The sequence below is a fragment of the Vibrio agarivorans genome (genome assembly GCF_030409635.1).
Taxonomy (GTDB): domain Bacteria; phylum Pseudomonadota; class Gammaproteobacteria; order Enterobacterales; family Vibrionaceae; genus Vibrio; species Vibrio agarivorans.
In genome coordinates this window covers 2390676-2415878 of the sequence record NZ_JAUFQF010000004.1, presented here as the reverse complement: position 1 = coordinate 2415878, position 25203 = coordinate 2390676, and the positions used below count along the sequence as shown (strand labels likewise).

26 protein-coding genes are annotated in these 25203 nt (G+C 44.9%); 15 read left to right on the top strand and 11 right to left on the bottom strand.

The annotated features are described in order from the left end of the window. The first annotated feature begins 436 nt into the window (after positions 1–436). From potA to QWZ05_RS19630, 5 genes are all read left to right on the top strand, one after another. On the top strand, positions 437–1573 hold the full coding sequence (potA, locus tag QWZ05_RS19650; protein WP_264877456.1) for a spermidine/putrescine ABC transporter ATP-binding protein PotA: 1137 nt from the start codon (positions 437–439) through the stop codon (positions 1571–1573). Continuing rightward, positions 1557–2414: a spermidine/putrescine ABC transporter permease PotB gene (potB, locus tag QWZ05_RS19645; protein ID WP_264877455.1), complete on the top strand. Its 858-nt coding sequence runs from the start codon at positions 1557–1559 to the stop codon at positions 2412–2414. The genes potA and potB overlap by 17 nt, the downstream gene beginning before the upstream one ends. Beyond that, positions 2414–3184, top strand: coding sequence for a spermidine/putrescine ABC transporter permease PotC (gene potC / locus QWZ05_RS19640; RefSeq protein WP_264877454.1), 771 nt, complete (start codon positions 2414–2416; stop codon positions 3182–3184). The genes potB and potC overlap by 1 nt, the downstream gene beginning before the upstream one ends. A gap of 102 nt (positions 3185–3286) precedes the next feature. Next, complete coding sequence (locus tag QWZ05_RS19635) at positions 3287–4318, top strand: extracellular solute-binding protein (protein ID WP_264877453.1); 1032 nt, start codon at positions 3287–3289, stop codon at positions 4316–4318. A gap of 248 nt (positions 4319–4566) precedes the next feature. Then, on the top strand, positions 4567–5607 hold the full coding sequence (locus QWZ05_RS19630) for an extracellular solute-binding protein (protein WP_264877452.1): 1041 nt from the start codon (positions 4567–4569) through the stop codon (positions 5605–5607). Between the two features lie 72 nt (positions 5608–5679). Here the strand turns inward: QWZ05_RS19630 and QWZ05_RS19625 are convergent, their stop codons facing one another. Beyond that, on the bottom strand, positions 5680–5952 hold the full coding sequence (locus QWZ05_RS19625) for a GNAT family N-acetyltransferase (protein ID WP_290300198.1): 273 nt from the start codon (positions 5950–5952) through the stop codon (positions 5680–5682). 340 nt (positions 5953–6292) lie between these two features. Beyond that, entirely contained in the window at positions 6293–7024 is a 732-nt protein-coding gene (gene cobB, locus QWZ05_RS19620) for a Sir2 family NAD+-dependent deacetylase (RefSeq protein WP_264877450.1), read from the bottom strand. 212 nt (positions 7025–7236) lie between these two features. On the opposite strand from cobB, the gene QWZ05_RS19615 reads away from it, so the two are divergent. The 3 genes from QWZ05_RS19615 (at position 7237) to QWZ05_RS19605 (ending at position 10773) form a co-directional block, all read left to right on the top strand. Further along, positions 7237–9576 carry an AAA family ATPase gene (locus tag QWZ05_RS19615; RefSeq protein WP_290300196.1) on the top strand — a complete coding sequence of 780 codons (2340 nt, stop codon included), beginning with the start codon at positions 7237–7239 and terminating at the stop codon, positions 9574–9576. 1 nt (position 9577) lies between these two features. Beyond that, positions 9578–10450 (top strand): mechanosensitive ion channel family protein, encoded by an 873-nt coding sequence (locus tag QWZ05_RS19610; RefSeq protein WP_290300195.1) that lies wholly within the window; start codon positions 9578–9580, stop codon positions 10448–10450. A gap of 62 nt (positions 10451–10512) precedes the next feature. Further along, positions 10513–10773 (top strand): DUF2960 domain-containing protein, encoded by a 261-nt coding sequence (locus QWZ05_RS19605; protein WP_264877447.1) that lies wholly within the window; start codon positions 10513–10515, stop codon positions 10771–10773. Between the two features lie 138 nt (positions 10774–10911). On the opposite strand, the gene nagK is transcribed toward QWZ05_RS19605, so the two are convergent. Both nagK and QWZ05_RS19595 read right to left on the bottom strand, forming a co-directional pair. After that, positions 10912–11826, bottom strand: a complete 915-nt coding sequence (gene nagK / locus QWZ05_RS19600; RefSeq protein WP_290300193.1) for an N-acetylglucosamine kinase — start codon at positions 11824–11826, stop codon at positions 10912–10914. Positions 11827–12009: 183 nt separating this feature from the next. Next, entirely contained in the window at positions 12010–12795 is a 786-nt protein-coding gene (locus tag QWZ05_RS19595) for a tRNA-uridine aminocarboxypropyltransferase (RefSeq protein WP_264877445.1), read from the bottom strand. Between the two features lie 95 nt (positions 12796–12890). On the opposite strand from QWZ05_RS19595, the gene QWZ05_RS19590 reads away from it, so the two are divergent. Both QWZ05_RS19590 and QWZ05_RS19585 read left to right on the top strand, forming a co-directional pair. Beyond that, the gene (locus QWZ05_RS19590; RefSeq protein ID WP_264877444.1) at positions 12891–13676 is read left to right on the top strand and encodes a sterol desaturase family protein; all 786 of its coding nucleotides are present in this window, start codon (positions 12891–12893) and stop codon (positions 13674–13676) included. A gap of 96 nt (positions 13677–13772) precedes the next feature. Then, positions 13773–14225, top strand: coding sequence for an NlpC/P60 family protein (locus QWZ05_RS19585; protein ID WP_373875569.1), 453 nt, complete (start codon positions 13773–13775; stop codon positions 14223–14225). An 81-nt stretch (positions 14226–14306) separates the two neighbouring features. Here the strand turns inward: QWZ05_RS19585 and QWZ05_RS19580 are convergent, their stop codons facing one another. After that, entirely contained in the window at positions 14307–14651 is a 345-nt protein-coding gene (locus QWZ05_RS19580) for a DUF3802 family protein (RefSeq protein ID WP_264877443.1), read from the bottom strand. Positions 14652–14961: 310 nt separating this feature from the next. Between QWZ05_RS19580 and QWZ05_RS19575 the strand changes: the two genes are divergently transcribed. Next, on the top strand, positions 14962–15840 hold the full coding sequence (locus QWZ05_RS19575; protein WP_290300190.1) for a fructosamine kinase family protein: 879 nt from the start codon (positions 14962–14964) through the stop codon (positions 15838–15840). Positions 15841–16035: 195 nt separating this feature from the next. Continuing rightward, positions 16036–16239 (top strand): CPXCG motif-containing cysteine-rich protein, encoded by a 204-nt coding sequence (locus QWZ05_RS19570; RefSeq protein WP_264877441.1) that lies wholly within the window; start codon positions 16036–16038, stop codon positions 16237–16239. A gap of 92 nt (positions 16240–16331) precedes the next feature. On the opposite strand, the gene QWZ05_RS19565 is transcribed toward QWZ05_RS19570, so the two are convergent. Further along, positions 16332–16940 carry a riboflavin synthase subunit alpha gene (locus QWZ05_RS19565; protein ID WP_290300187.1) on the bottom strand — a complete coding sequence of 203 codons (609 nt, stop codon included), beginning with the start codon at positions 16938–16940 and terminating at the stop codon, positions 16332–16334. A gap of 137 nt (positions 16941–17077) precedes the next feature. On the opposite strand from QWZ05_RS19565, the gene QWZ05_RS19560 reads away from it, so the two are divergent. After that, positions 17078–18448, top strand: coding sequence for an MATE family efflux transporter (locus QWZ05_RS19560; RefSeq protein ID WP_264877439.1), 1371 nt, complete (start codon positions 17078–17080; stop codon positions 18446–18448). Positions 18449–18616: 168 nt separating this feature from the next. Next, complete coding sequence (locus QWZ05_RS19555) at positions 18617–19609, top strand: DUF3080 family protein (RefSeq protein WP_290300184.1); 993 nt, start codon at positions 18617–18619, stop codon at positions 19607–19609. Here the strand turns inward: QWZ05_RS19555 and QWZ05_RS19550 are convergent. Beyond that, positions 19580–20437, bottom strand: a complete 858-nt coding sequence (locus QWZ05_RS19550; protein ID WP_290300182.1) for a DNA ligase — start codon at positions 20435–20437, stop codon at positions 19580–19582. The two genes, QWZ05_RS19555 and QWZ05_RS19550, sit on opposite strands and share 30 nt — an antisense overlap. Positions 20438–20726: 289 nt before the next feature. Between QWZ05_RS19550 and QWZ05_RS19545 the strand changes: the two genes are divergently transcribed. After that, a complete protein-coding gene (locus QWZ05_RS19545) occupies positions 20727–21302 on the top strand; it encodes a nucleoside triphosphate pyrophosphohydrolase family protein (protein ID WP_290300180.1) in 576 nt (191 codons plus the stop codon). 249 nt (positions 21303–21551) lie between these two features. Here QWZ05_RS19545 and QWZ05_RS19540 read toward each other — a convergent pair whose 3' ends face one another. From QWZ05_RS19540 to QWZ05_RS19525, 4 genes are all read right to left on the bottom strand, one after another. Beyond that, positions 21552–22307, bottom strand: coding sequence for an ATP-binding cassette domain-containing protein (locus QWZ05_RS19540; protein WP_290300178.1), 756 nt, complete (start codon positions 22305–22307; stop codon positions 21552–21554). Further along, positions 22294–23289: a vitamin B12 ABC transporter permease BtuC gene (gene btuC / locus QWZ05_RS19535; RefSeq protein ID WP_290300176.1), complete on the bottom strand. Its 996-nt coding sequence runs from the start codon at positions 23287–23289 to the stop codon at positions 22294–22296. Before btuC ends, QWZ05_RS19540 begins: the two co-directional genes overlap by 14 nt. A 29-nt stretch (positions 23290–23318) precedes the next feature. Beyond that, positions 23319–24350, bottom strand: coding sequence for a succinylglutamate desuccinylase (locus QWZ05_RS19530; protein ID WP_264877433.1), 1032 nt, complete (start codon positions 24348–24350; stop codon positions 23319–23321). A 219-nt stretch (positions 24351–24569) separates the two neighbouring features. Then, positions 24570–25202: a histidine phosphatase family protein gene (locus QWZ05_RS19525; RefSeq protein ID WP_290300173.1), complete on the bottom strand. Its 633-nt coding sequence runs from the start codon at positions 25200–25202 to the stop codon at positions 24570–24572. Position 25203 lies beyond the last annotated feature (1 nt).

Genomic DNA, 25203 nt, shown 5'->3' with positions numbered 1-25203 from the left:
CTGATTATACGCTCTTAGCGCGATTATGCAGCAAACTATTGAATGGATAGACCAATTAGGCACACTTCGATGGACAATTAGGTATCTCATATCGCTAGACTTTGCAACTTGATGAGCATCCATCTCCACTTTCTTAATGCGCTCTTAGGGTCAGGATTCCATTGACACATTACAGAAAAACACAAGCACAAAGCCACCAATTTTCAGTCACCTATAAAGATTTAGTCATGCAGAAACTGTCATTTTTTGTTGGTAATCATCTATGCTTTGTTTAACGTGCTCAGATAAATACGACACATCCAGAAAAATGGCGAATAATTTCATTACAAATTGCTTTGCAAAATCTGAATCACTCTATATGATTCGCGCCGAAATGTTATTGGTTGTTAGTAGCATGTAAACCTCAACAAGGTGTTGAGCTTGTTCACTCTTTTTAATGCATGGAGACCGACAGACTTTGAACAACAAAGCAATCCATCAGGCACCCGTCATCACCATTAGAGGACTCGATAAGAGCTTTGACGGAAAATCGATCATCAACAACTTTGATCTTGATGTTAATCATGGTGAGTTTTTAACCATATTAGGTCCATCAGGTTGTGGTAAAACCACCATTTTGCGTTTAATCGCCGGCTTTGAAGATGCTGATCTCGGCACTCTTACATTGGATGGTGTTGATATTACGAAAGTGCCTGCGGAAAAACGCCCGGTGAATACCGTGTTCCAAAGTTATGCACTCTTCCCACACATGACTGTGTTTGACAACGTGGCGTTTGGCTTAAAGATGCAAGGTACTCCTGCCTCTGACATTGAGCCTCGAGTCATAGAAGCGTTGCGTATGGTACGCCTAGAGAATATGGCTCAACGAAAACCTCACCAACTGTCAGGCGGGCAGCAACAGCGTATCGCGATTGCTCGCGCCGTAGTGAACAAGCCTAAAGTTCTATTGCTTGATGAGTCACTTTCGGCATTAGACTACAAACTTCGTAAGCAGATGCAGATAGAGTTAAAGCAGTTGCAACGCCAGTTAGGCATTACGTTTATCTTTGTTACACACGATCAAGAAGAAGCGCTATCAATGTCTGATCGCATCATCGTGATGCGTAATGGTGTTATCGAACAGGACGGGTCTCCTCGAGAGATCTATGAAGAGCCTAGTAACCTGTTTGTCGCTCGTTTCATCGGGGAGATAAATGTGTTTGAAGCCAAAGTACTGTCACGCCTTGATGACAAGCGCATCAGTGCTGAAATTGAAGGTGTCGCAAGTACTGTTTTCTTCGATAAAGAGATTGAAATCGGCGAAACGCTACAGGTACTACTCAGACCTGAAGACCTGCGCTTAGAAGAGATCAAAGAGTCGGTAGAGAAAGGCATTACGGGTTACGTTGCAGAGCGTACCTATAAAGGTATGACACTCGACTCTGTAGTTGAGCTTGAATCTGGACAACGTGTCATGGTCAGTGAGTTTTTCAATGAAGACGACCCTGACGTTGACCACTCACTAGGGCAAAAAGTCGCTGTCACTTGGGTAGAAAGCTGGGAAGTGGTGTTGAGAGATGACGAGCAAGTTTAATCTACAAAATTCGATTATCTTAGTCATTGTTGGTTGGCTATCACTCTTTGTGCTAGTGCCTAACGTGATGATTATTGGAACGAGTTTCCTAACTCGTCATGAATCTGACCTAATCGAGTTTACTTTTACTTTAGACAATTACATTCGTTTAGCTGATCCGCTATACGCTAAGGTCCTGCTGCATTCGTTCTACATGGCGATTGTCGCGACGGTAATCTGTCTATTTGTCGGTTACCCATTCGCCTATATCGTCGCAACGATGCCAGAGCGCTGGCGTCCTATTATGCTGTTTTTGGTGATCGTGCCATTTTGGACCAACTCATTGATTCGTACTTACGGCTTGAAAATTGTCCTTGGTACACAAGGGATATTAAATAAATCACTGCTGTATTTAGAGATCATCGACAAACCAATGCGCATTATGTACACAGAAACAGCCGTGATGATTGGTCTGGTCTATATCTTGTTGCCCTTTATGATTTTGCCGCTCTACTCGTCTATCGAGAAGCTCGACAATACCTATTTAGAGGCGGCCAAAGATCTCGGTGCAAACAAGTTTCAGACATTTACCAAGGTGATTCTACCGCTCACTATGCCCGGTATCATTGGTGGTTGCCTACTGGTTCTGTTACCGGCCCTAGGTATGTTCTACATCTCTGACCTATTAGGCGGGGCTAAGAACCTACTCATTGGTAACGTAATTAAGAGCCAAGTGCTTAATGCTCGAGATTGGCCATTTGGCGCTGCCACCAGCATCGCCTTAACACTGGCAATGGCCGTCATGCTGTTTGCTTACTATCGCGCCGGAAAGTGGCTCAACCGTAAAGGAGAACTCGAATAATGAAGTCGACCATTCGCTTCTCTTTCATGAGTTTGGTTTACCTGTTTTTGTATCTGCCAATTATCGTGCTAATTGCAAATTCATTTAACGCTAACAAATTTGGAATGAAATGGGGTGGGTTTACCACCAAGTGGTATGAAACCCTTATGAATAACGACAGCTTAATTCAAGCTGCCTGGCACTCATTAAACATCGCCCTATTTTCAGCAACAGCAGCAACAATTATTGGCAGCCTTACGGCTGTAGCACTCTATCGCTACAATTTTAAGGGTAAGGGCGCCGTGAATGGCATGCTGTTTATTGTGATGATGTCACCGGATATTGTCATGGCGATTTCGCTACTAGCACTATTCTTGGTTATGGGTGCACAACTCGGTTTCTTTACCTTGTTGATTGCCCACATCACCTTCTGTTTGCCCTTCGTTGTGGTATCGGTCTACAGCCGACTGAATGGGTTTGATGTCAAAATGCTTGAGGCCGCGAAAGATCTCGGCGCGAGTGAATGGACTATACTCAAACAGATCATTTTGCCATTGGCGAAACCCGCTGTGGCTGCAGGCTGGCTTTTGAGCTTCACGCTTTCATTAGATGACGTGATTATCAGCTCGTTCGTCACGGGGCCGACCTATGAAATTTTGCCGTTGAAGATCTATTCGATGGTAAAAGTGGGGATTTCACCGGAAGTGAACGCGTTAGCGACACTGATGCTGGTGCTATCTCTGATCCTTGTTGTTCTTTCACAGGTTGTAGGCCGTCAAAAGATCAACTAAAAGTACGGGCATTCGCGAGCATAAATGACGACGCGGTGCCCTCTTGCCTAATTGCCAGAGCTGTATGACGGTGATGGCCACGTTTAGTTTGGAGCTAACGTAATGAAAAAGTGGACTACTCTTTTAGCTGGTAGTGCATGTGCAATATCACTACTTTCTCAACCGGTATTTGCACAAGATAAAGAATTGGTATTCATGAATTGGGGGCCGTACATCAATAGCTCTCTACTCGAACAATTCACAAAAGAAACTGGTATTAAGGTTATTTACTCAACCTATGAGTCAAACGAAACCCTTTATGCCAAGCTAAAAACCCACAATCAGGGTTACGACTTAGTAGTACCTTCTACCTACTTTGTTTCAAAGATGCGCGACGAAGGAATGCTGCAGAAGATTGATCACTCAAAACTAGCGAACTTTTCAAATCTAGACACAAACTATCTCGACAAGCCTTACGATCCAAACAACGAGTATTCGATTCCACACGTGGTTGCGATCACGGGTCTTGCGGTTAATACCGATATGTATGACCCAGAAGAGTTTCAAAGCTGGGCGGACCTTTGGAAGCCAGAGCTAGAAGGTCAAGTTATGTTAATGGACGATACTCGAGAAGTATTCCATATTGCTTTACGTAAGTTGGGCTATTCAGGCAACTCTGTTGATGACGCGCAGATTGACGAAGCCTATGCACAACTGCAGCACCTAATGCCTAACGTTCTAGTATTTAATTCAGATAACCCAGGTGCACCTTATATGTCAGGTGAAGTGGGTGTTGGTATGCTTTGGAATGGATCAGCAGCGGCGGCGCAAAATGAAGGGCTTCCTATTGAACTGGTGTACCCAAAAGAAGGTGGCATTGGCTGGGTTGATAACTTTGCGATCAGCTCAGGTGCGAAAAATGTCGACGCAGCCCATAAGATGATTGATTTCTTACTTCGTCCAGACGTTGCTGAACAAATCACTCGCGATACGGGTTATTTGACTGCGGTAAAAGCATCGAACGACAAGTTCCAACACTTAGAAGCGTTGTTCCCAAGCCAAGAAGATTTGGATAACGTGGAGTGGCAGTCTGCGGTTGGCGATAAAACTTCGCGTTATGAAGAGTACTTCTTAAAGCTAAAAGCGGGTCAATAACCTGCTGCCTGTTTAACACGCAAGCCTCGTTATCACGGGGCTTTTTTTATGTGCTAGCGACGACTCGTCACGGGATTCAACTAGACCGCTAGTAATTTTTTTTAGTTTGGCAGTGAATTGTTAGTCAGCTAAGACCGACTGATTTACAACAAAGTTTTCACAATGTGATTTTTTGTCTACAATAATCGCAACCATCCTCTATATGTTTGTTTATTCGATATATTCATCATTTACTACATGGAGTTGTAATGATTAAACGCCCTATTTTTACCCTTGCAGCATTAACCACATGTTTACTTTCTTACCCTGCGGTAGCCGAAGACAAAGAACTGTACTTCTACAACTGGTCTGAATACATCCCGGCTGAAGTTCTTAATGATTTCACCAAAGAAACCGGCATCAAAGTCATTTATTCGACCTACGAAGCCAATGAGACCATGTACGCTAAGTTGAAAACGCAAGGCGGCGGTTATGATTTAGTGGTCCCGTCGACCTATTTCGTTTCAAAAATGCGTAAAGAGAACATGCTACGAAAGATCGATAAATCGAAACTGTCGAACTTTTCCGGCTTGGATGAAAACTACCTCTATAAATCCTTTGACCCAGAGAATGACTACTCTATCCCATACATTTGGGGCGCGACCGGTATCGGTGTGAATACTGATATGATTGATAAGTCACAACTGTCTCAATGGGGAGACCTTTGGGACGAACAGTGGCAAGGGCAATTGATGCTGATGGATGATTCGCGTGAAGTTTTCCATATTGCATTGACGAAACTTGGATACTCGCCAAACACAACCAATCCTGATGAAATCAAAGCAGCCTATGAAGAGCTACGCAAGCTGGTACCAAACGTGCTGGTGTTTAACTCTGACTTCCCAGCCAACCCTTATCTCGCAGGTGAAGTGTCATTGGGTATGCTGTGGAATGGTTCAGCCTATATGGCTCGCGAAGAAGGCGCACCGATTGACATCGTATGGCCAGAGAAAGGCGCTATTTTCTGGATGGATAGCTTATCGATTCCAGCTGACGCTAAGAACGTCGACGCTGCTCACAAGATGATTGACTATCTACTTCTCCCAGAGAATGCGGCTAAAGTTGCACTAGAGATTGGCTATCCAACGCCAGTTAAAAGCGCAATGCCTCTACTTCCTGACTCCTTTACCTCCGATGAAAACATCTTTCCTCCGCAAGCCATTATGGACAGTGGAAGTTGGCAAGACGAAGTAGGTGAAGCTAGTGTGCTTTATGATGAATACTTCCAAAGGCTAAAAGTCGACAATTAAGTCCGAGTAAGAACGCTCCTCTCAAATGGGAGGAGCGTTAGAGCGATAATCTTTATATCAATACCCAAAAGCCTATTCAGCCAACAGGTGCTGCCACTGGGGATGACGGTTAATATAATGCGCAACATAACTGCACGCTGGTATCACTTTATAGCCATGTTGCTCAACATCCGGCAGAATCGCTTCCATCATCACCTTGCCATACCCCTTCCCTTGAACTTCATCGGGTACACGTGTCGAATGAATGGTCATAACGTTACTATCAAGAGAATACTTTGCCAGTGCGACATAAGGCCCTTCCAGCGTGATCTGGTACTCTCTGTTCTCTTTATCATTAACTAACATCTTCACCTCCTACATCCTGTTAATAGGATTATATACCTTAAATCGTGTTTAACGACGTCTTCCATCAATTTTGAGTATACGGGCTTTACAAAGTACACTAATCTAAATGATACTTATTATCGACAAGCCAATACAGCGAGGCTAATGAGATGGAAGGCACTATTCAAATCGAGCTTTCGATAGAGAAAGTAACAGAACTAATTAAGCAGGGGCATTTGTGTGCTGGGCAGATTCGATGTCTAACACCAGAGTCAAAACAGGTGATATGGCGACTGTGTTTAGAAACGTGTGGTAACACTACCTGCTACGAGGCAGTGAATCAAACCAGACATCCTCAAAATCATGAAGCGATCGACAACTCGCCACGTAAAAGCTCAGCGACGATTTTCGGCACTTCGACACTCGCCAAGCCATAGCGCTTTTCTGCAAACTCACTCTCTACAGCGCTGGGCTCAAGGTTTATCTCAACCGTATGAGCACCATGCATGCGCGCATCATGAACAAAGCCCGCAGCAGGATAAACGACACCAGACGTCCCTATTGAAATAAACAGATCAGACTCTTGAAGCAGAGAGTATATCTCCCCCATCTGCAACGGCATTTCACCGAACCAAACAACATGTGGGCGCAACTGATTAGGAAGCTGGCAACAATGGCAGTGATCGCCCATTTTTATGTCGTCATGCATTTCAATCACCTGATTGCTCTCAGGACAGCGAGCTCTGAGTAACTCACCGTGCATGTGAATGACATTTTCTGAGCCGCCGCGTTCATGCAGATTATCAATGTTTTGCGTCACAACCGTTACCTTACCTGAGAATTTGCTCGCTAACTCTCCGAGGGCTAAGTGTGCAGCATTGGGTTTGATACTTGGGCGCTTTAAACCGGCACGACGTTTATTATAAAATTCTTGTACTAACTCGGGATTACGTTCGTAACCTTCTGGCGTCGCAACTTCTTCGATACGGTGATTCTCCCATAGTCCATCTTGAGCGCGAAATGTCTGAATACCTGACTCCGCAGATATCCCAGCCCCCGTAAGAATAACGATATTTTTGATTGGCTTTTCCATGCTACATCCCTGTCAACCGTGTGGCTTTTAGCCTAACACTTAGTGAGTAAAATACCACCATCGCTATGTTAGACATTGGTCTAACTCCTAACTACAGAATCACTCACATGTTATTTATGTCGATTTCAGCACAAATTTATCGTGACTGACTTTGAACATTTTATTGTTTGCTAAACTCATTGATATCACAGTAAAAATGGATGTATGTTTGCATGAGATTAGGATGGATTCTACTGCTTGCTTTGTTAAGCCACACCGCCCATGCTCTAGGGCTGCAACAAATAGAGCAGCCAGTGCTCTCAAAAGCGGCTGTCGATATTGAGCAACAAGTCGTCAGTTTCCCTGAACCGCTTTTTATGGAAGGAAGTCACTACACTCTCGCAAAGCAAGTCTTAATTACTACACTTGAGCAAATTAATACTGAAGCGGCACAATTCCAACAAACTTTGGACTCTTATCGCGCCTATAGAGACGAAGAGAGTTGGAAACAGGCCAGGCAGAGCTTTTACAATTTACAAAGCCTTAATCAGAGTAAACAGAAACTTATCGATATTGTCAGCTCAAATGTCAGAGATGAGGTTACCGGCTTTGGCCCTATTGGTGTCACACAGGTCAAAAGTGAGCTTCACCTGATTCGCCTCAACGCCGAGTTCATGCTCTATTATCAACTAGGCAGCTTCAAGGCGTTTATCAATGATTTGTTAATATCCCCTATTCCCATCATTTGGGTTGCCCTCAAAGTCTTGCTGGTATTTTGGGTACTTATTTGGTGGCTAAGAAATCGTGAAAGGCTCATTACTAAATATCGCGAAGTCTATCTCGATAACCAAACGAACCCGCATGTTATCCATCGTGCAATTTGGTATGTCACTAAGGCTGATAAATCATTGGCTTGGCTGGTGGCTCTCACACTGTCCTTAAGAATCATTTCAGCTCTCCCTAGCCTCCAGCATCTCGTGTTCCTCGAAATATTTACTTGGTGGATATTGGGAGGCTCAATTGCCGTCAGTTTGTTACTTGAAGTGACCTATCGGCACAGCCGGCACACGAGCCCGGAACTTAAAGCGTTGCGCTTAAGTACCATCCGTTATTATGTGTGGACGTTCATCATCACAGGTGTCGTGCTGCAAATCTCAATGCGTACCCTTGGTAAAGGCACTATCTATCATTGGATTGTTTATGCCTTTATCGCTTGGTTTGGTTTCATTACCCTATTAACACTCAATCGTTGGCGGTATGTCGTGTTTGAACGCGTCGCATCACTAAGTGGGAAACCCAATGCTATCTTATGGGCAGAAGCTCAATATAAACACTGGCTAATGCGTTTTCCCGCCACCTTTTTAGCAATCTGTTGGCTCATCTTACATCGATTTAAACACCAGTTAGTGTCATCGCTTTCTAACTATGCGGTGTTTAGCCAAGTTCTCGCTTATTTGTTTCGGGTTGAGGTCGCAAAGCAATCTGGCGATGTGTCCACCGACAGCAACTTTGCCCGTTTGAAAGGCAAAGAGGTGTTTAACTATGTCACCCCTGGTAATGAAGAGAGTGAGTTGATCGATTATGGCAATGAGGAGCTGAAAAAACTGGCTCAATACCTGCTTACAGACAAGCCTGCCTTTTGCATCATTAGTGGCGAGCGCGGTATTGGCTCGACAACGATACAAAAACAACTCTTGCACCGAGTGAAAAACGCCACACCCGTTTACATTAATTGTCCTTATGATGGCTATCGCGAGCTTCTCGCTGAGCTGGCGAAACAACTTGAGCTTTTAGAGACAACGGAAGATTTCGAAGCAGCGATTTATCAAAATCTATTGCATCGAGACACACCCGTTCTGATCGTGGTGGATAATGCCCAACGTTTAGTCAAGCCCAAAGTGGGTGGGCTTGCATCGCTGATCAAACTCACTCAGTTATTACGCAGCACAGGTCGAAAGCACCGCTTCCTCTTGTCGATTGAAAAAGCCAGCTGGCGTTTTGTCGATAGAGCACGGGGTGAACGGTTAATCTTCGACTGGGTCACGTTCTTGCCTCGATGGAGTGAAAAGCAGATCCATACACTGCTTGAAACTCGTGTCAATCAATCAAATGACAACTCCATCTCTTTTGAAGGTATCGTGGTTCCTAAACAGTGGGAGCAGGATGACACCAGTGAAGAGCAGCGAGCAAAACAAGGTTTCTACCGAATCTTATGGCACTACTCTGATGGCAACCCTACCGTGGCGCTGCGATTTATGCGCTATTCGCTGCATCGCGACAAAACTAACAATGAAGTGGTTGTTCGGCTCTTTAAAGCGCCAAGTTCAGATGAGTTAGAGAAGATGCCCAAACCGATGCTTGCTGTCTTACGCTCGATTGTTCAGCTTGAAGTCGCTGCGCCAGATGAGGTTGCCGAGTGCACTCAGTTAAGCTTGGTAGAAGTGACTGGCGTATTGAGGTTTTTCCAAAGCCGTGGGCTGATCGAGTTCAATGAGCAGCAAGCACGCATTTCCGATCACTGGTTTAGATACATTACCAATGTCCTCGACCGTCAACATTTATTGGTGAAGTAATATGGCGCGTATTCTAGTTTTAATTCTCTTTACCGTTAGCTGCTTCGCAACTGCTAACGAAGACAAACCTATCACTGATATTGAACAGTTCGCTTCCATGGTCCGCTGGAGCGGCGTGATGTTCTCGGTGCTTGTTATCGCAGCCACATGGCTATTGCTCAAATTCATGAACTCAATTGTCGAGTCAATTGGTAGTCAATTTGCGCAGTATCGAATGATGCTGCAAAAAATCCAATCCTTCCTGCAATTTTTCATCTACCTCACCGCAGCGCTCGTGGTGTTTATGATTAGCTTCCGAATCAATGATCATATTCTAGCGCTCATTGGTGGTACACTCGCGGTCTCTGTCGGCTTTGCGCTGAAAGATTTAGCCGCCTCATTTATCGCCGGATTGACGGTCATGATCGATCGGCCGTTCCAAGTTGGTGACCGCGTCACGTTTGAAGGTAACTACGGTGATATATTGGCCATTGGTTTACGCTCTATTAGAATGAGAACTTTAAGTGATGACATCATCACCATACCCAACAACAAGTTTCTCAATGAAGTGGTCGTCAGTGGCAACTATGGTGCGCTCGATATGCAAGTGGTGATCCCCTTCTATATTGGGCTCAATGAAGACATCAGCTTAGCGCGTGATCTGATTCAAGAGGCAGCTTCTTCGAGCCGCTACATCCATCTACCTAAACCTGTCGTTGTTTTGGTTAAACAGACAATTACCGATAACTACCTCGCCATCACCCTCACCTGCAAAGCCTATGTTGTGGATACGGCTTACGAAAAATTGTTTGAAACAGATGTCACCTTAAGAGTGATGAATGAGTTTAAAAAGGCTGGGATTAACCCGCCGCAAATCGCGGTGAAAAGCGGATAATTTTGCGTGACAATAGGCTCGCTAACGTTCACAATCAGCGGCCAAGAATTTAAGGAGTTACCATGGCTAGAACCATTATCTATACCTACAAAGACGAAGAGAAGCGCTTGACGTTCTCATATCAGCAACACCGTAACATTCATGAAGCGGTAGCCGAAGCTGAAGGTATCGATATTTCAGATTTTCTGAAGATGGAACAACAAATCGAAGCAATTTCTGACACTAAAGCCGTTCGTAACTACCGTGATAATCACTTCCGAAAGCTTGGGTTTGGAAAAATCACCCTCGAGCAACGTGAAAATCGTGGTGTTGGCAAGAAGTAGCCGCCCCGTCTGATAAGCGTGCCAAAGCTGAAAGGTCGCGGCTAAGCCCGCACACGCTCAGCGTACAAAAACGTAAAAAAGCCCCGAATAGCGCTATTTGGGGCTTTTGTATTGAGGAACACTGAGAATTGAGCGTCGCTACTTTATGTTCAAGAATGCCGCGCCACGCACGCCGCCTGAGTCACCGTGTTTCGCTTTAACGATTTTCGGACACTTCGCGACAGAAAGCAGGTATTTAGGAATACGTTTTGGCATCTCTTCGTAAATTAGTTCGAAGTTAGATAGACCACCACCGAGTGCGACCACATGTGGGTCATTGGCTGTAAACAAGTTGGCAAAACAAATGGCTAACAGCTCCATGAAACGCTCTACGTGTTCAATCGCTTTCTCACAACCGGCTTCTCGCGCTTTGATGATATCAATCGCTTTCTTCTCTTCACCGAAGTAGTGCGTGTAAATCAGTTCAAAACCACGCCCTGATAGGTAGCTATCTTGACAGCCTTGTTTACCACAACCACAACCTAACAGAGGCGCTTTACCGCTGTCACCGAGATGGAACCATGCATCTATTGGAAGGCGCATATGGCCAACTTCACCTGCGACATTGTTGCGACCAGAGAAAACTTGACCGTCGTAGATCAAACCACCACCAAAGCCAGTGCCTAGGATCAATCCCATAACTGAAGGCGCATCTTGTAGCTCTTCATCCCAGGCTTCAGAAAGTGCGAAACAGTTGGCATCATTTTCAATCTTCACAGGGCGACCAATCTTGGCTTCAAGATCTGCACGTAGTGGTTTACCTTTCGCTGCTGGAACATTGACGGTCAAAACTGTTGCATCGTCCGCATCTTCCATACCTGGCAAGCCAAGACCGATTTTGCCTTCACAGCTCAGTTCAGCATCATACTTTTCTACCAAACCAGCAATGGTGTTAACTAACAGCTCATAGTCATCGGTCGGTGTTGGTACACGTTCAGTTGCTACACGCTCTAGTTGGTCGTTGAACGCACCAAACTCGATCTTTGTTCCGCCTACATCAAAGCCGTAATACATTGAATTCTCTCCTTAAAAAACCAGCAAAATGGGTATTATCGCCAGCAAATTTTCTTAACTGAGGCCATTATCCATATACCTACGCCTACAAACCGTGATGAAGGGCGAATTATTTTTCGTCTTAGGTCCGTTTGGATAAAGCTTCATCACCTAGATTGTAAAACTGGGAGTGAATTCTCGTATTTAGTTGGTTGACTCAAACCCGATGAAATCTTTCCATGCCTGCAGAGCAGGTCTGGTTGGGTCGGATTTATAACGCGTTTTGCTCAGCATATAAGTCTCTCTAAAACACTCAAACCACAGTTTTAGTGCTCGCCCTGCAGAGGGTTGCTCTAGTTGCTCTAAGACCAGCGAAGCGACTTCTGCTGTCGACAGATGCTGCTCATTGTCAGAGCTACGCATTAAATACTCGGATATTTGTTGTGGTTCAATCGAAAGTACCGGTAGACCCGTTAGGTAGTCAGAGCGGCGAAACATTTTTCTCGCCTCTCGCCAACTTCCATCAAGAAAGATTGGTAATAGTGTTGGCAGCGATCGCTGTTCATCATTGGCTACTTGAACCCTTGCGGCTTTATGAGATAACCGAAGTAACTCAGCGCTCTCGACCAATCGCGCCTTTTCGTCCACATACTCATCAGGAAATACCACAAAGGGTAGATAGTCGTTATTATTAATAAGCGCTATCAGCTCAGCCTGAGGCTCTGTTCTATTCCATGCAAACACATGGGTTTCTTCCACCACATCAGCAATTAATCGCCCGGTGTTGCTCGGCTTAAATGTTTCATTGTCCGAGACCAAGATTAATGCAGCGATCTCACAAGCGACCTTTGGCTGAAGTTCACACAAACAGTTCTTCTCTGCGACGAGACAATAGCGACAACGAGACACTTTAGCGCCTCGGGCATTAAAAGGTTTCGTTGACGTCTTTAGACGTTCTTCACGTAAAAGGTGGAAAGCGTGTATTCTCATGACTCACACAGTGTTATCTTGGCAGGGGATGCGCATTTTACACACCTCTCTTAACGGTGTGAAGCAACGAAATAACGAAGGAGTTTGTTAGTGCCATGAGTGCGGAAATAGTCAGATTGTCATTTTTTATCGGGATACTGTTGTTTTGCACAGTATGGGAAATTTTGGCACAACGACGCGCGTTAACCCAGTCGAAATCTTATCGTTGGTTAAATAATCTTGGCTTGGTGGCACTCAACGGTCTAGTACTAAAATTCACGCTACCGATTCTTGCTATCGAACTCGCCGTAACTACCAGCCATGCGGGCGTTGGACTGTTCAATTGGCTCTCCGTACCCATGTGGCTTTCAGTAATGGCAACGGTAGTTATCTTAGATCTCGCTATTTACTGGCAGCATCGCTTGTTTCACCGAATTCCTATTCTTTGGAAGCTGCACCGCATGCACCATAGTGATCAGGATATAGACGTCACTACAGGTGCTCGTTTTCATCCGATTGAAATCATACTCTCGATGTTAATTAAGATGGTGGTAGTGGTTGTGATTGGCGCACCTGCCCTAGGCGTACTAATCTTTGAAATAATTTTAAATGGCAGTGCGATGTTTAATCACAGCAATGCTCGACTGTCTAATAAGGTTGACCAAACCCTTCGTCGTTGGGTGGTCACACCAGATATGCACCGCGTTCATCACTCGACCTTGAGGCATGAATGTGACTCAAATTTTGGTTTCTTTTTATCAATATGGGATCGCTGGTTTAAGAGTTACATTTCACAACCGAAACTCGGCCATCACGATATGACCATAGGGATAGATAAATTTAGGCGCGCATCAGAGCAAAGAATCGATAAGATGCTGACTCAACCCTTTAGAAAGGGCTAGGTAGTATGAAATGTGGTGTCTAATATCAGTTTCTATTTAGTAACGATTCGTTTTTAGTGAGCTGTCAATAAACACAAGTAGGATAGGATATTGGGATTGAATTATAAGGTTTTTCTCATTGCAGCCTTGGTTATGCTTTCAGGGTGCTCTAGTACACCACCTAGAGATACACAGCACAACACATCAATGAGCATGAGCTACCAAGCGCTATACCAAGAGTGGCACGGCGTCCCCTATCAACTGGGCGGCAACTCGAAGCGCGGAGTCGATTGCTCCGCCTTTGTGCAAATCGCTTTTGAAGAGCTGTACAGGGCTAAATTACCCCGCACTACCCAAGAGCAGAGCCAGATTGGTAACAAAATTGCCTATGGTCAAGCCAGTGAAGGTGATTTGGTCTTTTTTAAAACAGGTTACAAAACACGCCACGTTGGTATCTATCTTGGAGGCAATCAGTTTTTGCATGCTTCAACCTCTCGTGGCGTTATTATCTCTCGTCTCGATAACCCTTACTGGGCAGACAAGTTTTGGCACTTCAGAAACGTGATGTAACCAAGGTCATAAAGTCGCTCTAAAGAAAAAGATTAAGGCTCCCAAATGGGAGCCTTAATTGTAATTCATCATAAAGGTAAATTAATCAAATTGCGCGACTGCTGAGTCAAACAAATTTTTCACTAAACCCACATATTCATCGAGGAAACCAATTTGTTCATTGGTTGCAGGCTTTGCCCATACGCCCGCTAACACCTCGCCAAGGTCAGCCACTACAGAATCCGCTTCCTTGAGCAACTTAAACCGAACGCTTGCATGTAGCTCTGGGTTTTGTTCAAAGATTGCCATGATGTTGGTTGCAATAAGATCCGTCACGACATCTTCGACGCTTTCTGCGCCTGTGTCATCGGTACTATTTGAGAATAAATCTAGATTAAACGTCAAATGTTCAATTAGTGCGAGATAACCATCCGTCTCTACAACCACACTATACTCCTACGTCATACTCAGTGGTTATGTGCCACCATCGATGATCTCAAAGATCACCTTGTAGTGAGACCGCCTCACCGGCACATATTGATATTCATATAGTAAGTAGGTCGAATCATCACTTCAAGTTAATACCTGTATTTATTAAGGATTTTTTACTGGGTGAAGGTGAATATTGGTGACTATTCTCACAATTCCCCATTACCAGACTGATTTCTTTACAAAAAGTGATACTTCTCTGAGCTTGTATGTGGGATTCATCTACACTTAGGAGAAATCCTCTGTAAACCGTGATGGAGATACCTCTATGTGGCGAGCAATTGAACACGCAATTTCTGAGCACTTCGATACCCCGTTTATCATAGAGGAGCACGAAAAGCTGACGGGTGGCGATATCAACCAGGCCTATGTTATCACCAGTGGTGAGCAACGTTTTTTTGTCAAAGTGAATGATAAAAGTCATTCTGAACGCTTTCAAATTGAAGCCGAACAACTTGCTCTGCTCAAGCAATCCGACACGGTCAATACACCTAAGGTCATCACCTTTGGTCACAGCAAACAACATGCCTTTTTAGTGCTTGAATTCCTCGTACTCAAACCTCTAGACAGCACAGGGGGGTCATATGAATTTGGTCAACAGCTGGCCAAACTCCACCGCTGGGGCGATCAAAAAGAGTACGGTAACGATTTAGATAACTTTATTGGCGAAACACTACAACCAAACACTTGGATGAAAAACTGGTCTCGCTTTTTCTCAGAGCAGCGTATCGGTTGGCAACTCCAGTTGCTCAAAGAGAAAGGTGTTCATATCGTTGATATTGAGGAGTGTATTGAAGAAGTTCATCAGCTACTGCTGAATCACGCTCCGCGCCCTTCTCTATTGCACGGAGATTTATGGCACGGCAATGTCGGTCAAAGCGTTCATGGCCCTGTTATCTATGATCCTGCAAGCTATTGGGGGGACAGAGAGTGTGATATTGCTATGACTGAGCTGTTTGGTGCGTTTGATCATGACTTTTATCGTGGATACAACGACGAATGGCCACTAGATAGCCAATATGAATCCCGCAAGCCTGTGTATCAGCTTTATCACGTACTTAACCATTTGAATTTGTTTGGCGGCCAATACCTGTCTCAAGCAGAGAGACTGATCGATACCATAATGCGGGAACAGTCACCCACGTAACACGCAGTGTAACAAAAGTATCATAATGCCCATCAATCTCACAATTTGTACTTAATTTAGCACCTTAAGCAACTTATGGCGCTAAACTATTTGTATGAGTATTGATGCACACGAACATCAGTACTTACCTTCTGCACTTCCCCCTCTACTCACCGGTGCAGAAGAGTATCTCAGATAAGAAGTAAGGAGATAATGATGCAAACTTATACGGAGAGACGCGTAAACTGTCCGCACTGTAACCACTCGATTGATGTCACCATCGATGCCTCCAATGGTAGCCAGCAGTATTACGATGACTGTCCAGCATGCTGTCATGCTATCCACATGAGTGTCGTTGTGGATGAAGTTCATGACACCATTGAACTATTCTCAGACGCCGATGACGAGCAAATATTCTAGATAGACGGAAGCCGCCCCTATCCTCTCTTTTTAGACAGAATAGATCAGCGGCTTTAGTCGCCTTATTCGGTATCCTTGTTCAACTCCGTAAATCAGGATCGTTGCGCTAGTACTCGTTCAACGGTATCAACGATTGCTTGTGTTTGTGGATCAATTTCTAAATTGACAGTATCGCCAACCTGCTTCCGCCCAAATAAGGTACGTTGTAACGTTTCTGGAATCAGGTGGACACAAAAGCGGTCATTCTCCACACTACCAATGGTTAACGAACATCCATCGAGACCAACGTAACCCTTTTCTAGAATGTATTTTCGATGACTTTCACTGACTTCAAACCACAAGGTAACATTATTTTCAGACTCTTCTCTTGCCACAACATGTGTCATGCCGTTGATATGACCAGACATACTATGGCCGCCAATTTCGTCACCAAACTTAGCAGCTCGTTCAATGTTGACCAAACATCCTACTTCAAGCTCTCCAAGATTAGTGACTCGTAGTGTCTCTTGCATCAAATCAAACTTAACCAAATCACCGGTTATTTCCGTTACTGTTAAACAACATCCGTTATGCGCAACCGAAGCACCGAGTTCAAGGCTCTCGCCCATCTTGCCTGACAGTCGCAGGGTATGAGTTTGAAAATTCTCTTTTTTGTCAATGGCAACGACTTCTGCCATCCCTAACACTATACCGGTAAACATTGAAGGCCCCTTTCTTCTTTCTAGCAGACAGTTTTACTAGCAGATAGTGTGACATTTCTTTATCATCACGCCAATAGTCTTACGATTTCTGTGTCAGACCCTCTCCTTTCACCCCTTTTAAGTAAAAAGGAAAATTTGTGCATCGATATAAAGAAGAAGCCTCACGGCTAATCAAATTAGCCACTCCTGTCTTAGTTGCTTCGGTCGCACAAACCAGTATGAGTTTTGTTGATACAGTGATGGCGGGGGGCGTGAGTGCGACGGACATGGCTGCTGTGTCCATTGCTGCGAGTATTTGGTTACCTTCAATCTTATTTGGGGTAGGACTCCTGCTTGCACTTGTTCCCGTTGTCGCTCAACTAAACGGCTCGAGCCGTAGACATAAGATCGCAAAAGAGGTGCACCAAGGTGGATACTTATCTTTTTTGATCTCGATACCCATTATTTTGATTCTTTTACAGAGCCAAAGCATTTTAGATGTGATGGATGTAGAGCCGTTAATGGCTGAGAAAACCAATGGCTATATGAATGCCATCATTTTTGCCGTACCTGCTTATCTACTGTTTCAAACGCTGCGTAGCTTTACAGACGGCATGTCGTACACCAAACCCGCGATGGTGATAGGTTTTGTCGGCCTGCTGATCAATATCCCGTTAAACTGGATTTTCGTTTACGGTAAATTTGGCGCACCAGCACTCGGTGGTGTTGGATGTGGTGTGGCCACGACCATCGTCTATTGGGCGATGCTGCTAATGCTCTTTGGTTATGTCTTTACAACCCAGCGCTTTACAAGCGTTGGCCTATTTGAACAGTTACACAGACCTGATTTTAAAGAGCTTAAACGCCTATTCAAGCTTGGCTTCCCCGTTGCTGCTGCCATGTTTTTTGAAGTGACCTTATTTGCAGTTGTTGCGATACTTCTTGCTCCACTCGGCCCGATGGTCGTCGCATCACACCAAGTGGCAATGAACTTCTCTTCACTCGTGTTCATGCTGCCGATGAGTATTGGTGCTGCGGTAAGCATTCGTGTTGGGCACAAGCTCGGTGAACGCAGTGTTGAAGGTGCGAAAATTGCTTCTCATGTCGGTATAATTGTTGGTGTGGCTATCGCTGTATTCACCGCTGTGCTGACGGTTGTTTTCAGAGAGTCCATTGCGAGTCTATATACAGATAACCGAGAAGTGATTGATGTTGCCATGTCGCTATTGATCATCGCCGCTATTTACCAAGTCACTGACACCATCCAAGTGATTGCCGCTGGCGCGCTTCGAGGCTATAAAGACATGACCGCGATATTCTACTGCACCTTTATCGCTTATTGGTTACTTGGTTTCCCTATCGGTTACATCTTGGCTTTGACAGACTGGATTGTCGAACCGATGGGCTCTTACGGTTTTTGGATTGGATTCATTGTCGGGCTTTCAAGCGCTGCGTTCATGCTTGGGGTTAGACTGTTTTGGATTCATAAACAACCTGAGAGTGAACAGCTCAAGTTTGTTGAGACTTAACTCGATATAGTGCGCAACGAACCATCACGGTGCTTGACTGACATTGGTGGTCGACTGACAAGCTCTAATTTGGTCTATTTTTACTTAGTGTCGTAAATAGTTGTTGATTCAACGAAACCCCTAACATAAGGGAAGCTACTCACAAAGCAAAGGATTAAAAGAGCTGCTGTGAAAATTTGGCGCGCTATCGTAACACTAACTGTAATCAGCTTTTTGCTCGGGTGTGAGTCTGAGCAAAAAGCGATGTACGAACGTTACTCAACCCGGCTTGGTAATGTCCTTGATATTTCACTCGGTGACATGCCCGATACAGAGGCCGTCACCCTTGAAGATACTCGAGACTTGCTGCGCAGCCCCACCGCGATAACCATAGGCTTGCTCGATAGTTATTCCTTGCGCAAATGCGGTTTATTTCAGCTCATCGCGGACAAAAATTCGATTCTCGGTAAAGTTGCCGATCCCTTCCGTGAGTTCGATTATCAAGTTCAATTTATTCAGCAGGCACAACGCTGTATAGAAGACGACAGTATTGACATTGATGTCGCGCAGGCGCTTCAAAGTGCGCTAGTCACAAAGCAAAACGAACTCATTGATGTGTACTTATCCAATGTGCTTTGGACGTCTCAGGCAATGCGAACTCAGCTGTCTGCGAGTGATTGGCTAACAGAAGCTGATTTTCATCACAGCGCGGCTACCATTACTGCTCTGAAGCATTTCAACACAACACTAGCAGACACTCATCACCAGCGCTGGCAGGCCATTAAGCCGATTCAACCGGAGCAAGAAACACTTGAGAAGCAACCTATCGTTGGACCGCTGATATTCTCATTACACAACAGCACGGTAATGCTCAACCATATAAACCGTCATCTACAGCAACACTTTCCGCACGTCAGCTGTGGCGAAAACCGAGACAATACCCAATTCCGATATCTAACCAACGTACTCAATCAACAGTATATCGATGTTATTCAAATATATAGCGCCGAACTCAATCAAGTGTTTTATCAAGTATCACTTCATATCGATTTCTTAACTGAAGATGTTATGCCACAGGTTATCGATCTAATGCACTACCACCAGAAGTTCCATGAGGCTAACCTACAACACGTGCAGCTATGGCAATCGCTGTCAAAACGCTGCGGGGCGCTCACGCAATAGTCGCGGATATTTGGGTTTACCATACTGCGTTAAGCCATTAAAACGATACGTGACGGTTGTGCCGATAGAGGGGGGTGTTTCACGCTGCACATCACTCAGCCCTGATCCAAGGTAAAACTCTACGCCGTCTAAGTTTCGCACTAACAATGCCCCAACTTGGCCTTGATACTTCCCCTTACCCATCTTGTAACCTAAAACAATCGCCTCTCGGTCTTGGTAAGTTTTCAGTTTAAGCAGGGCTTCACTTCGACCTTCAATGTAAGGCGAATTTATCAATTTAAGCATGAGTCCTTCCGCCCCTAGCTCACTGAGCGCCAACAGCTTTTCTTCAAGTTCAAGGTGTGACTCAATCGAGAATTGCTCCACTAAATGAAGGTGAGAATAGCGCCCTTCATTCTCCAGTGCGATCAACCACTGCTCTATTGTTTGATATCGACTCTGAAAACTCCCAGCCGCATGGGGCATATCGAAAATATGGAAACCGATCTGACGCCACGCTTCATCATCCGCCTGATCATCAAGAACGGTAGTTTGTACTATGTGGAACTGCTCACGTCCAGCCCATAACTCACCTTCAAGAGCAAACACAGGTAACGGTTCAATAAACCAGTCAGGGGCATGAATAACGTGGCCTGTGCGTGTTTTTAGCGTCGAGCCGTCCCAATAAGCGCGGATCCCGTCAAGCTTTTCACTTACCCAGTACTGATTAATATCGACAGAAGAGTGATAGCTTTTTGCCAGCATAACCGGTCGGAAATCGGTAGGCTGAGCGTGAGAGGAGAAACAAGTGCTTATAGCGATGGTGAGAATGGTATGGCGAATGTTCATACTTTACCCTTTTGATAGAGCGTCTATCCAACCGACGTGTCGGTAAAGCATGGATGTTAGCGAGTTTAGCAGATCGATGTTTTCACATGTTCTGCAGAGTGCTGACCATAATATCGATTCACAAATACCCTGATAGCCTAAACCTTAGGTTATGCGAGGGAGTTAGAGTTGAGCGCTTAACAAGCAAACAAACCTTGATAAGCTTCGCGATCCAAGTCACTCGATGACATCTCACGAGAGTGTCTGATATGATGATTCACTCTAGCAATCACTCAACAACAGTAGAACTATGCATCTTTCAAAACTGACGCCTGAAATCTTTGCTCACCTATACCGCGACATTACTGAGTTTCGTACCACTTTCGATCTACCGGTTGCGCAGCCCAACACACTGGATGAAAAAGCAGATACCTTACACACCTCTCTGATCATAGAAGAACTGACGGAGCTTGCAGAGGCCCCTGATAAAACAGAGCGAGCTGATGCGATTGTCGATAGTGTCTATGTTTTGATGGGCCGACTAGTCCACCTTGGGCAAGATAAAATTGAAGATAACCTCTCTATTAACTACATGATCGATCTGCTACTGAACGTGGCAACAAACCTATCTATCGATTTCTTGCCTTGCTGGGATGAAGTTCATTCAAGCAACATGAGCAAAGTGTGTCGTAACGAGCAAGAGTTCGCTGACACCGAAGCACACTACGCCAAACAAGGCATCGCCCTTCAAGCCGTTGTCAATGGTGACTACATCATCGCTAAATGTGCCGAGGATGTGGTAACAGCTGAGAAAACTATTCGTCAGGGTAAAGTTCTGAAGTCTGTCTATTACCGAGCTGCGGACCTAGTCCCACTCACCAAATAACAGGCAAAAAAGAGGCCACCGGAATGGTGGCCGCTGCCAAAAATAGCTTAATAAAGATAAGAACGAGAATGTATCACTTTACCTATTGCTAACAACGTGCCAAGATACCACTTTCGAGTGATATATATTTTAAATCATTAAAAATCATCACCTTAAGAGAACGATAATGGTAATTCTATTATCAACATCTAAACTCTGCTCGCTGAAACCCGCCCCTTAAGCAAGCATCCTGCCCCACTTTAGCGCAAACTATTCAAAGACAAACAATGCTTGTCCGTCAATTTCATGCAGCTTAACGGGCGTTTTATAGACTTCGGCAATTCTCTCTTGCGTCAAGGTTTCTCCAGCCGCCCCCCAATACTTTAATACTCCATGACTCATTAGCATGACGCGATCTGCATGTCGTAAGCTACGATTAAGATCATGGTTAGCTACAATGACAGCTAACCCCATCTGTGCGAGTTGCGTTATCAACTGATGCAGCTTGCCATCAAAACTAATATCAAGGGCCGCTGATGGCTCATCAAACAAAACAAATTTTGCATGTTGGTTATACTCAGGCCAAACCTGTAAGCATGTCGCGACAATACGCACCCGTTGCCACTCACCACCTGAAAGTTGGCCAATAGGTTTGCGTAACTTGTCTTGCAAATCAAAATGCGTAGTTAGGCGCTCAAAGGTCGCTCTAAATACTTCGCTGCCTTGTTCAACCCACTTCGGCACCGATACCTGTAAATACTTAAACACCGGTACATTAAACGCTGGCCGACCAGATTGCGGCAAGTAGCTTCTCAATTCAGACTGCTGTTGCATAGAGTCTGATGATAATATTTGTGTATCAATTTGGATGCTTCCCTGATAAGCGATATCGCTTGCCAGTGCTGAGATCAAGGTACTTTTGCCACTGCCATTAGGCCCAACAAGGTGGAGGACCTCACCTTTATGGACAGAGAAGCTACACGGCAGAAGTCGGCTTTCAACCGCAAGATCTTTAACGGTAATCATGGTTCTTCACCAACATCCAAATAAAAATTGGCGCGCCAATCGTTGTTGTCACCACACCAACGGGCAACTCTCCAGAGCTAAGACTCATGCGCGCTACAAGGTCAGCTAATGCGACTAACCCTGCCCCAGCCATTGCACTGAGGGGCAGCAAATAGCGGTGGTCATAGCCAAATTTGAGTCGTATCAGGTGAGGAACAATCAAGCCAACAAAACCAATCACCCCGCCTAACGCTACAGAACTGCCCACCAGCAAAGCGGCACAAATGATCATCAAGCGGCGCATTTTTGTGATGTCCAACCCCAATTGTTTCGCATGAGATTCACCAAGCATTAGCTTATCTAGGTTGGACGCTTGAGAAGTAAGCCAGACTAAAACTGGCAATACCAGAATCACAACAAACAGTTGATACCATTGGTTGCCTGCCAAGTTACCCATGAGCCAATAAAGCAATTGACGCAAATTCATGTCATCACTGAAATAGAACGCCCATGTCACAACCGCACTCGACAAGATACCTAGAGCCACACCGACAAGGAGCAAGCGTGACGTATTTAGTTTGAGCTTGCTCGCCACAAAGACTAATAACAGGGTAAATAGCAGCGCTCCGAGAAATGCCCCAACCATAAAGCCGAGTGGCGTAGCAAACCAAGGCAAGCCAAACATGACTACCACCATGCCTAAGCTTGAACCGCCCGATATCCCAATAATACCCGGTTCTGCTAGGGGATTAGCAAGAAGCGTTTGCAATATTGCACCAGCAACAGCAAGTGATGCACCGATAGTGAGTGCAGAGACGAGACGTGGCATTCTAAGTTGTAAAAGAAGTTGCTGTTCAATATCACTCAACTGCCAAAAGGGAAAGATGGTTAACTCACCTAGCGCAAGATAGAAGGCTGAGATGACCGTCAATAGTGAGGCAAAAATAAAAAAAGCGCGTCTCCAACGTACGCGCTCTGTTGCAATAATTTGGTTTAAATCCATTCTAAGAATTTCATTCGTCTAGGTGAGGATCAATCGTAGACCAATTGATCGGCATCATAACGGGTTCTCACGGCACAAACCATCAAAGCAGCCCGTTGACCAATAGCGACATTGCGATTTGGGAAGACCACCGCTTCCCCTTCATTTTTAGCCATTAAAGGTTTCTCCCCGTCATGGCCAAACACCTCACCATGTTTGAACTCGGTAAAGTTTTCTACATCATCACCAAACATAAAATCAAAATCATCATGCATACGCACGATTGTGCGGCTAACGCGATAGTGAACAACACGGCGTGGATGGTGCTCTGGCTCGATGCGAGCGAGCAGATCGCGTAACGTCATATCAAAGGCCATGAGCTTATCGAGTTGGTTGTCGCCAATTTTTGCCACCTGCCCTAACTCAATCGTCATCGCTTGAGCGGCAAATTTCTCGGCAGAATACCAACTAAATGTGCTCGATGGCGCGTTAGAAAGCAATACCGCTTCCACATGACACAACTCGATAAACTCGAACAGCGCTCTGCTACGAACCGGGTGACGCGTTTTAGGGCTGACTGCAAACGAGTAATGCTTCGACAGACGGATCGCACAGTGCAGATCTAAATGCCAACGATTGTCTTTTGGCGTGTCCTGGTAGAAACTTGTGAGCACCTTCTTGAGATTGTCAGCAATTTGCGTTTCCGTCGTCGCTGGGCGAGTTTTGCTATCGAATAGTCGATTGAGGTTTTCATCGACAAAACGCTGGTGTAAGTTCGTCGCTTCTGGGTGAGCAATAATGAACAGCGTACGCTCTTTGATGACTTGGAAGCCGCTCGCAATATCTTCAACGATTTTATCGATCAGTTCCAACGGCGCGGTTTCATCACCATGAATACCAGTAGATACAATAATGTGCTTACCGGTTTCGTGATCAAAATTGGCTGGAATGCACTCGATGACACCACGTTGTAATAATTTCAGCGTTGTACCATTGTCTAACTCCAACATTTTGGGGTCGATGGGTACAGCCAGATCCAACGTGTCTTTTAAGAAGGATTGCTGAAATGGTGATGATGTCATGCGTTACTCCTTGACCTTACGCACCAACGGGATTGGATTGTTGCTCTTGATTGGTATTCTCTACTCGTTTCCCTAATGTTTTCAATACGTCATCAGAAAACATTAGGACGCAATGATATACGTAATCGAGCAAGAACTTGCGACATCTTACCATGATTTTGTTGGTTTTGTGACGTTAAACGGTAATCTGAAGCTATGTGATTACGTCTGCATCAACTTTCAATGATAATCGCCTATATTTGGCGCAATATCTGTGAGTGAGAGGCCTATACTCTTGACTGTTACCCACCCATCAAACTTTGGCAAGGTCTCAAGGTGTGTCACGCTAGCATTTGCAATTTGAAGACGCTGGTATAGCTCGGGCGCTTTCCAGTTCATCTTCAGAGTGTGAGCTAAAATCACTCTAATCACACCACCGTGTGTGATTAATAACGTATCTTCATGTGTATTTTGCACTAACCGCTGCCATGCGCGAATCACCCTATCATAGAAAACACTCAGAGTTTCCCCGTTTGGCAATGGACTATCAATCGGTGAACGTGAAAACGCATCCAGCGTATCGCCGAGTTGGTCTAATTCTTCAAAGGGAACACCATCGAGATCGCCAAAGTTCATCTCCATAAACTCAGGCGCTACGTGTAAAGAAAGCTCAGAATTGCGCTCGACTAATTGCTTGGCAAGCTCAGAGCAGCGGATGAGAGGAGAAGTCACAACATGGCTAAATGAGAATTTTGCTTCTACCTTTTCAGCCAACACACATTGAGTATGGCATTCAACAGATACATCTGTATGCCCATAAAGCGCTGGCGCACCAGAAACCTTACCATGGCGGATGAGATAGATATTAGCCATA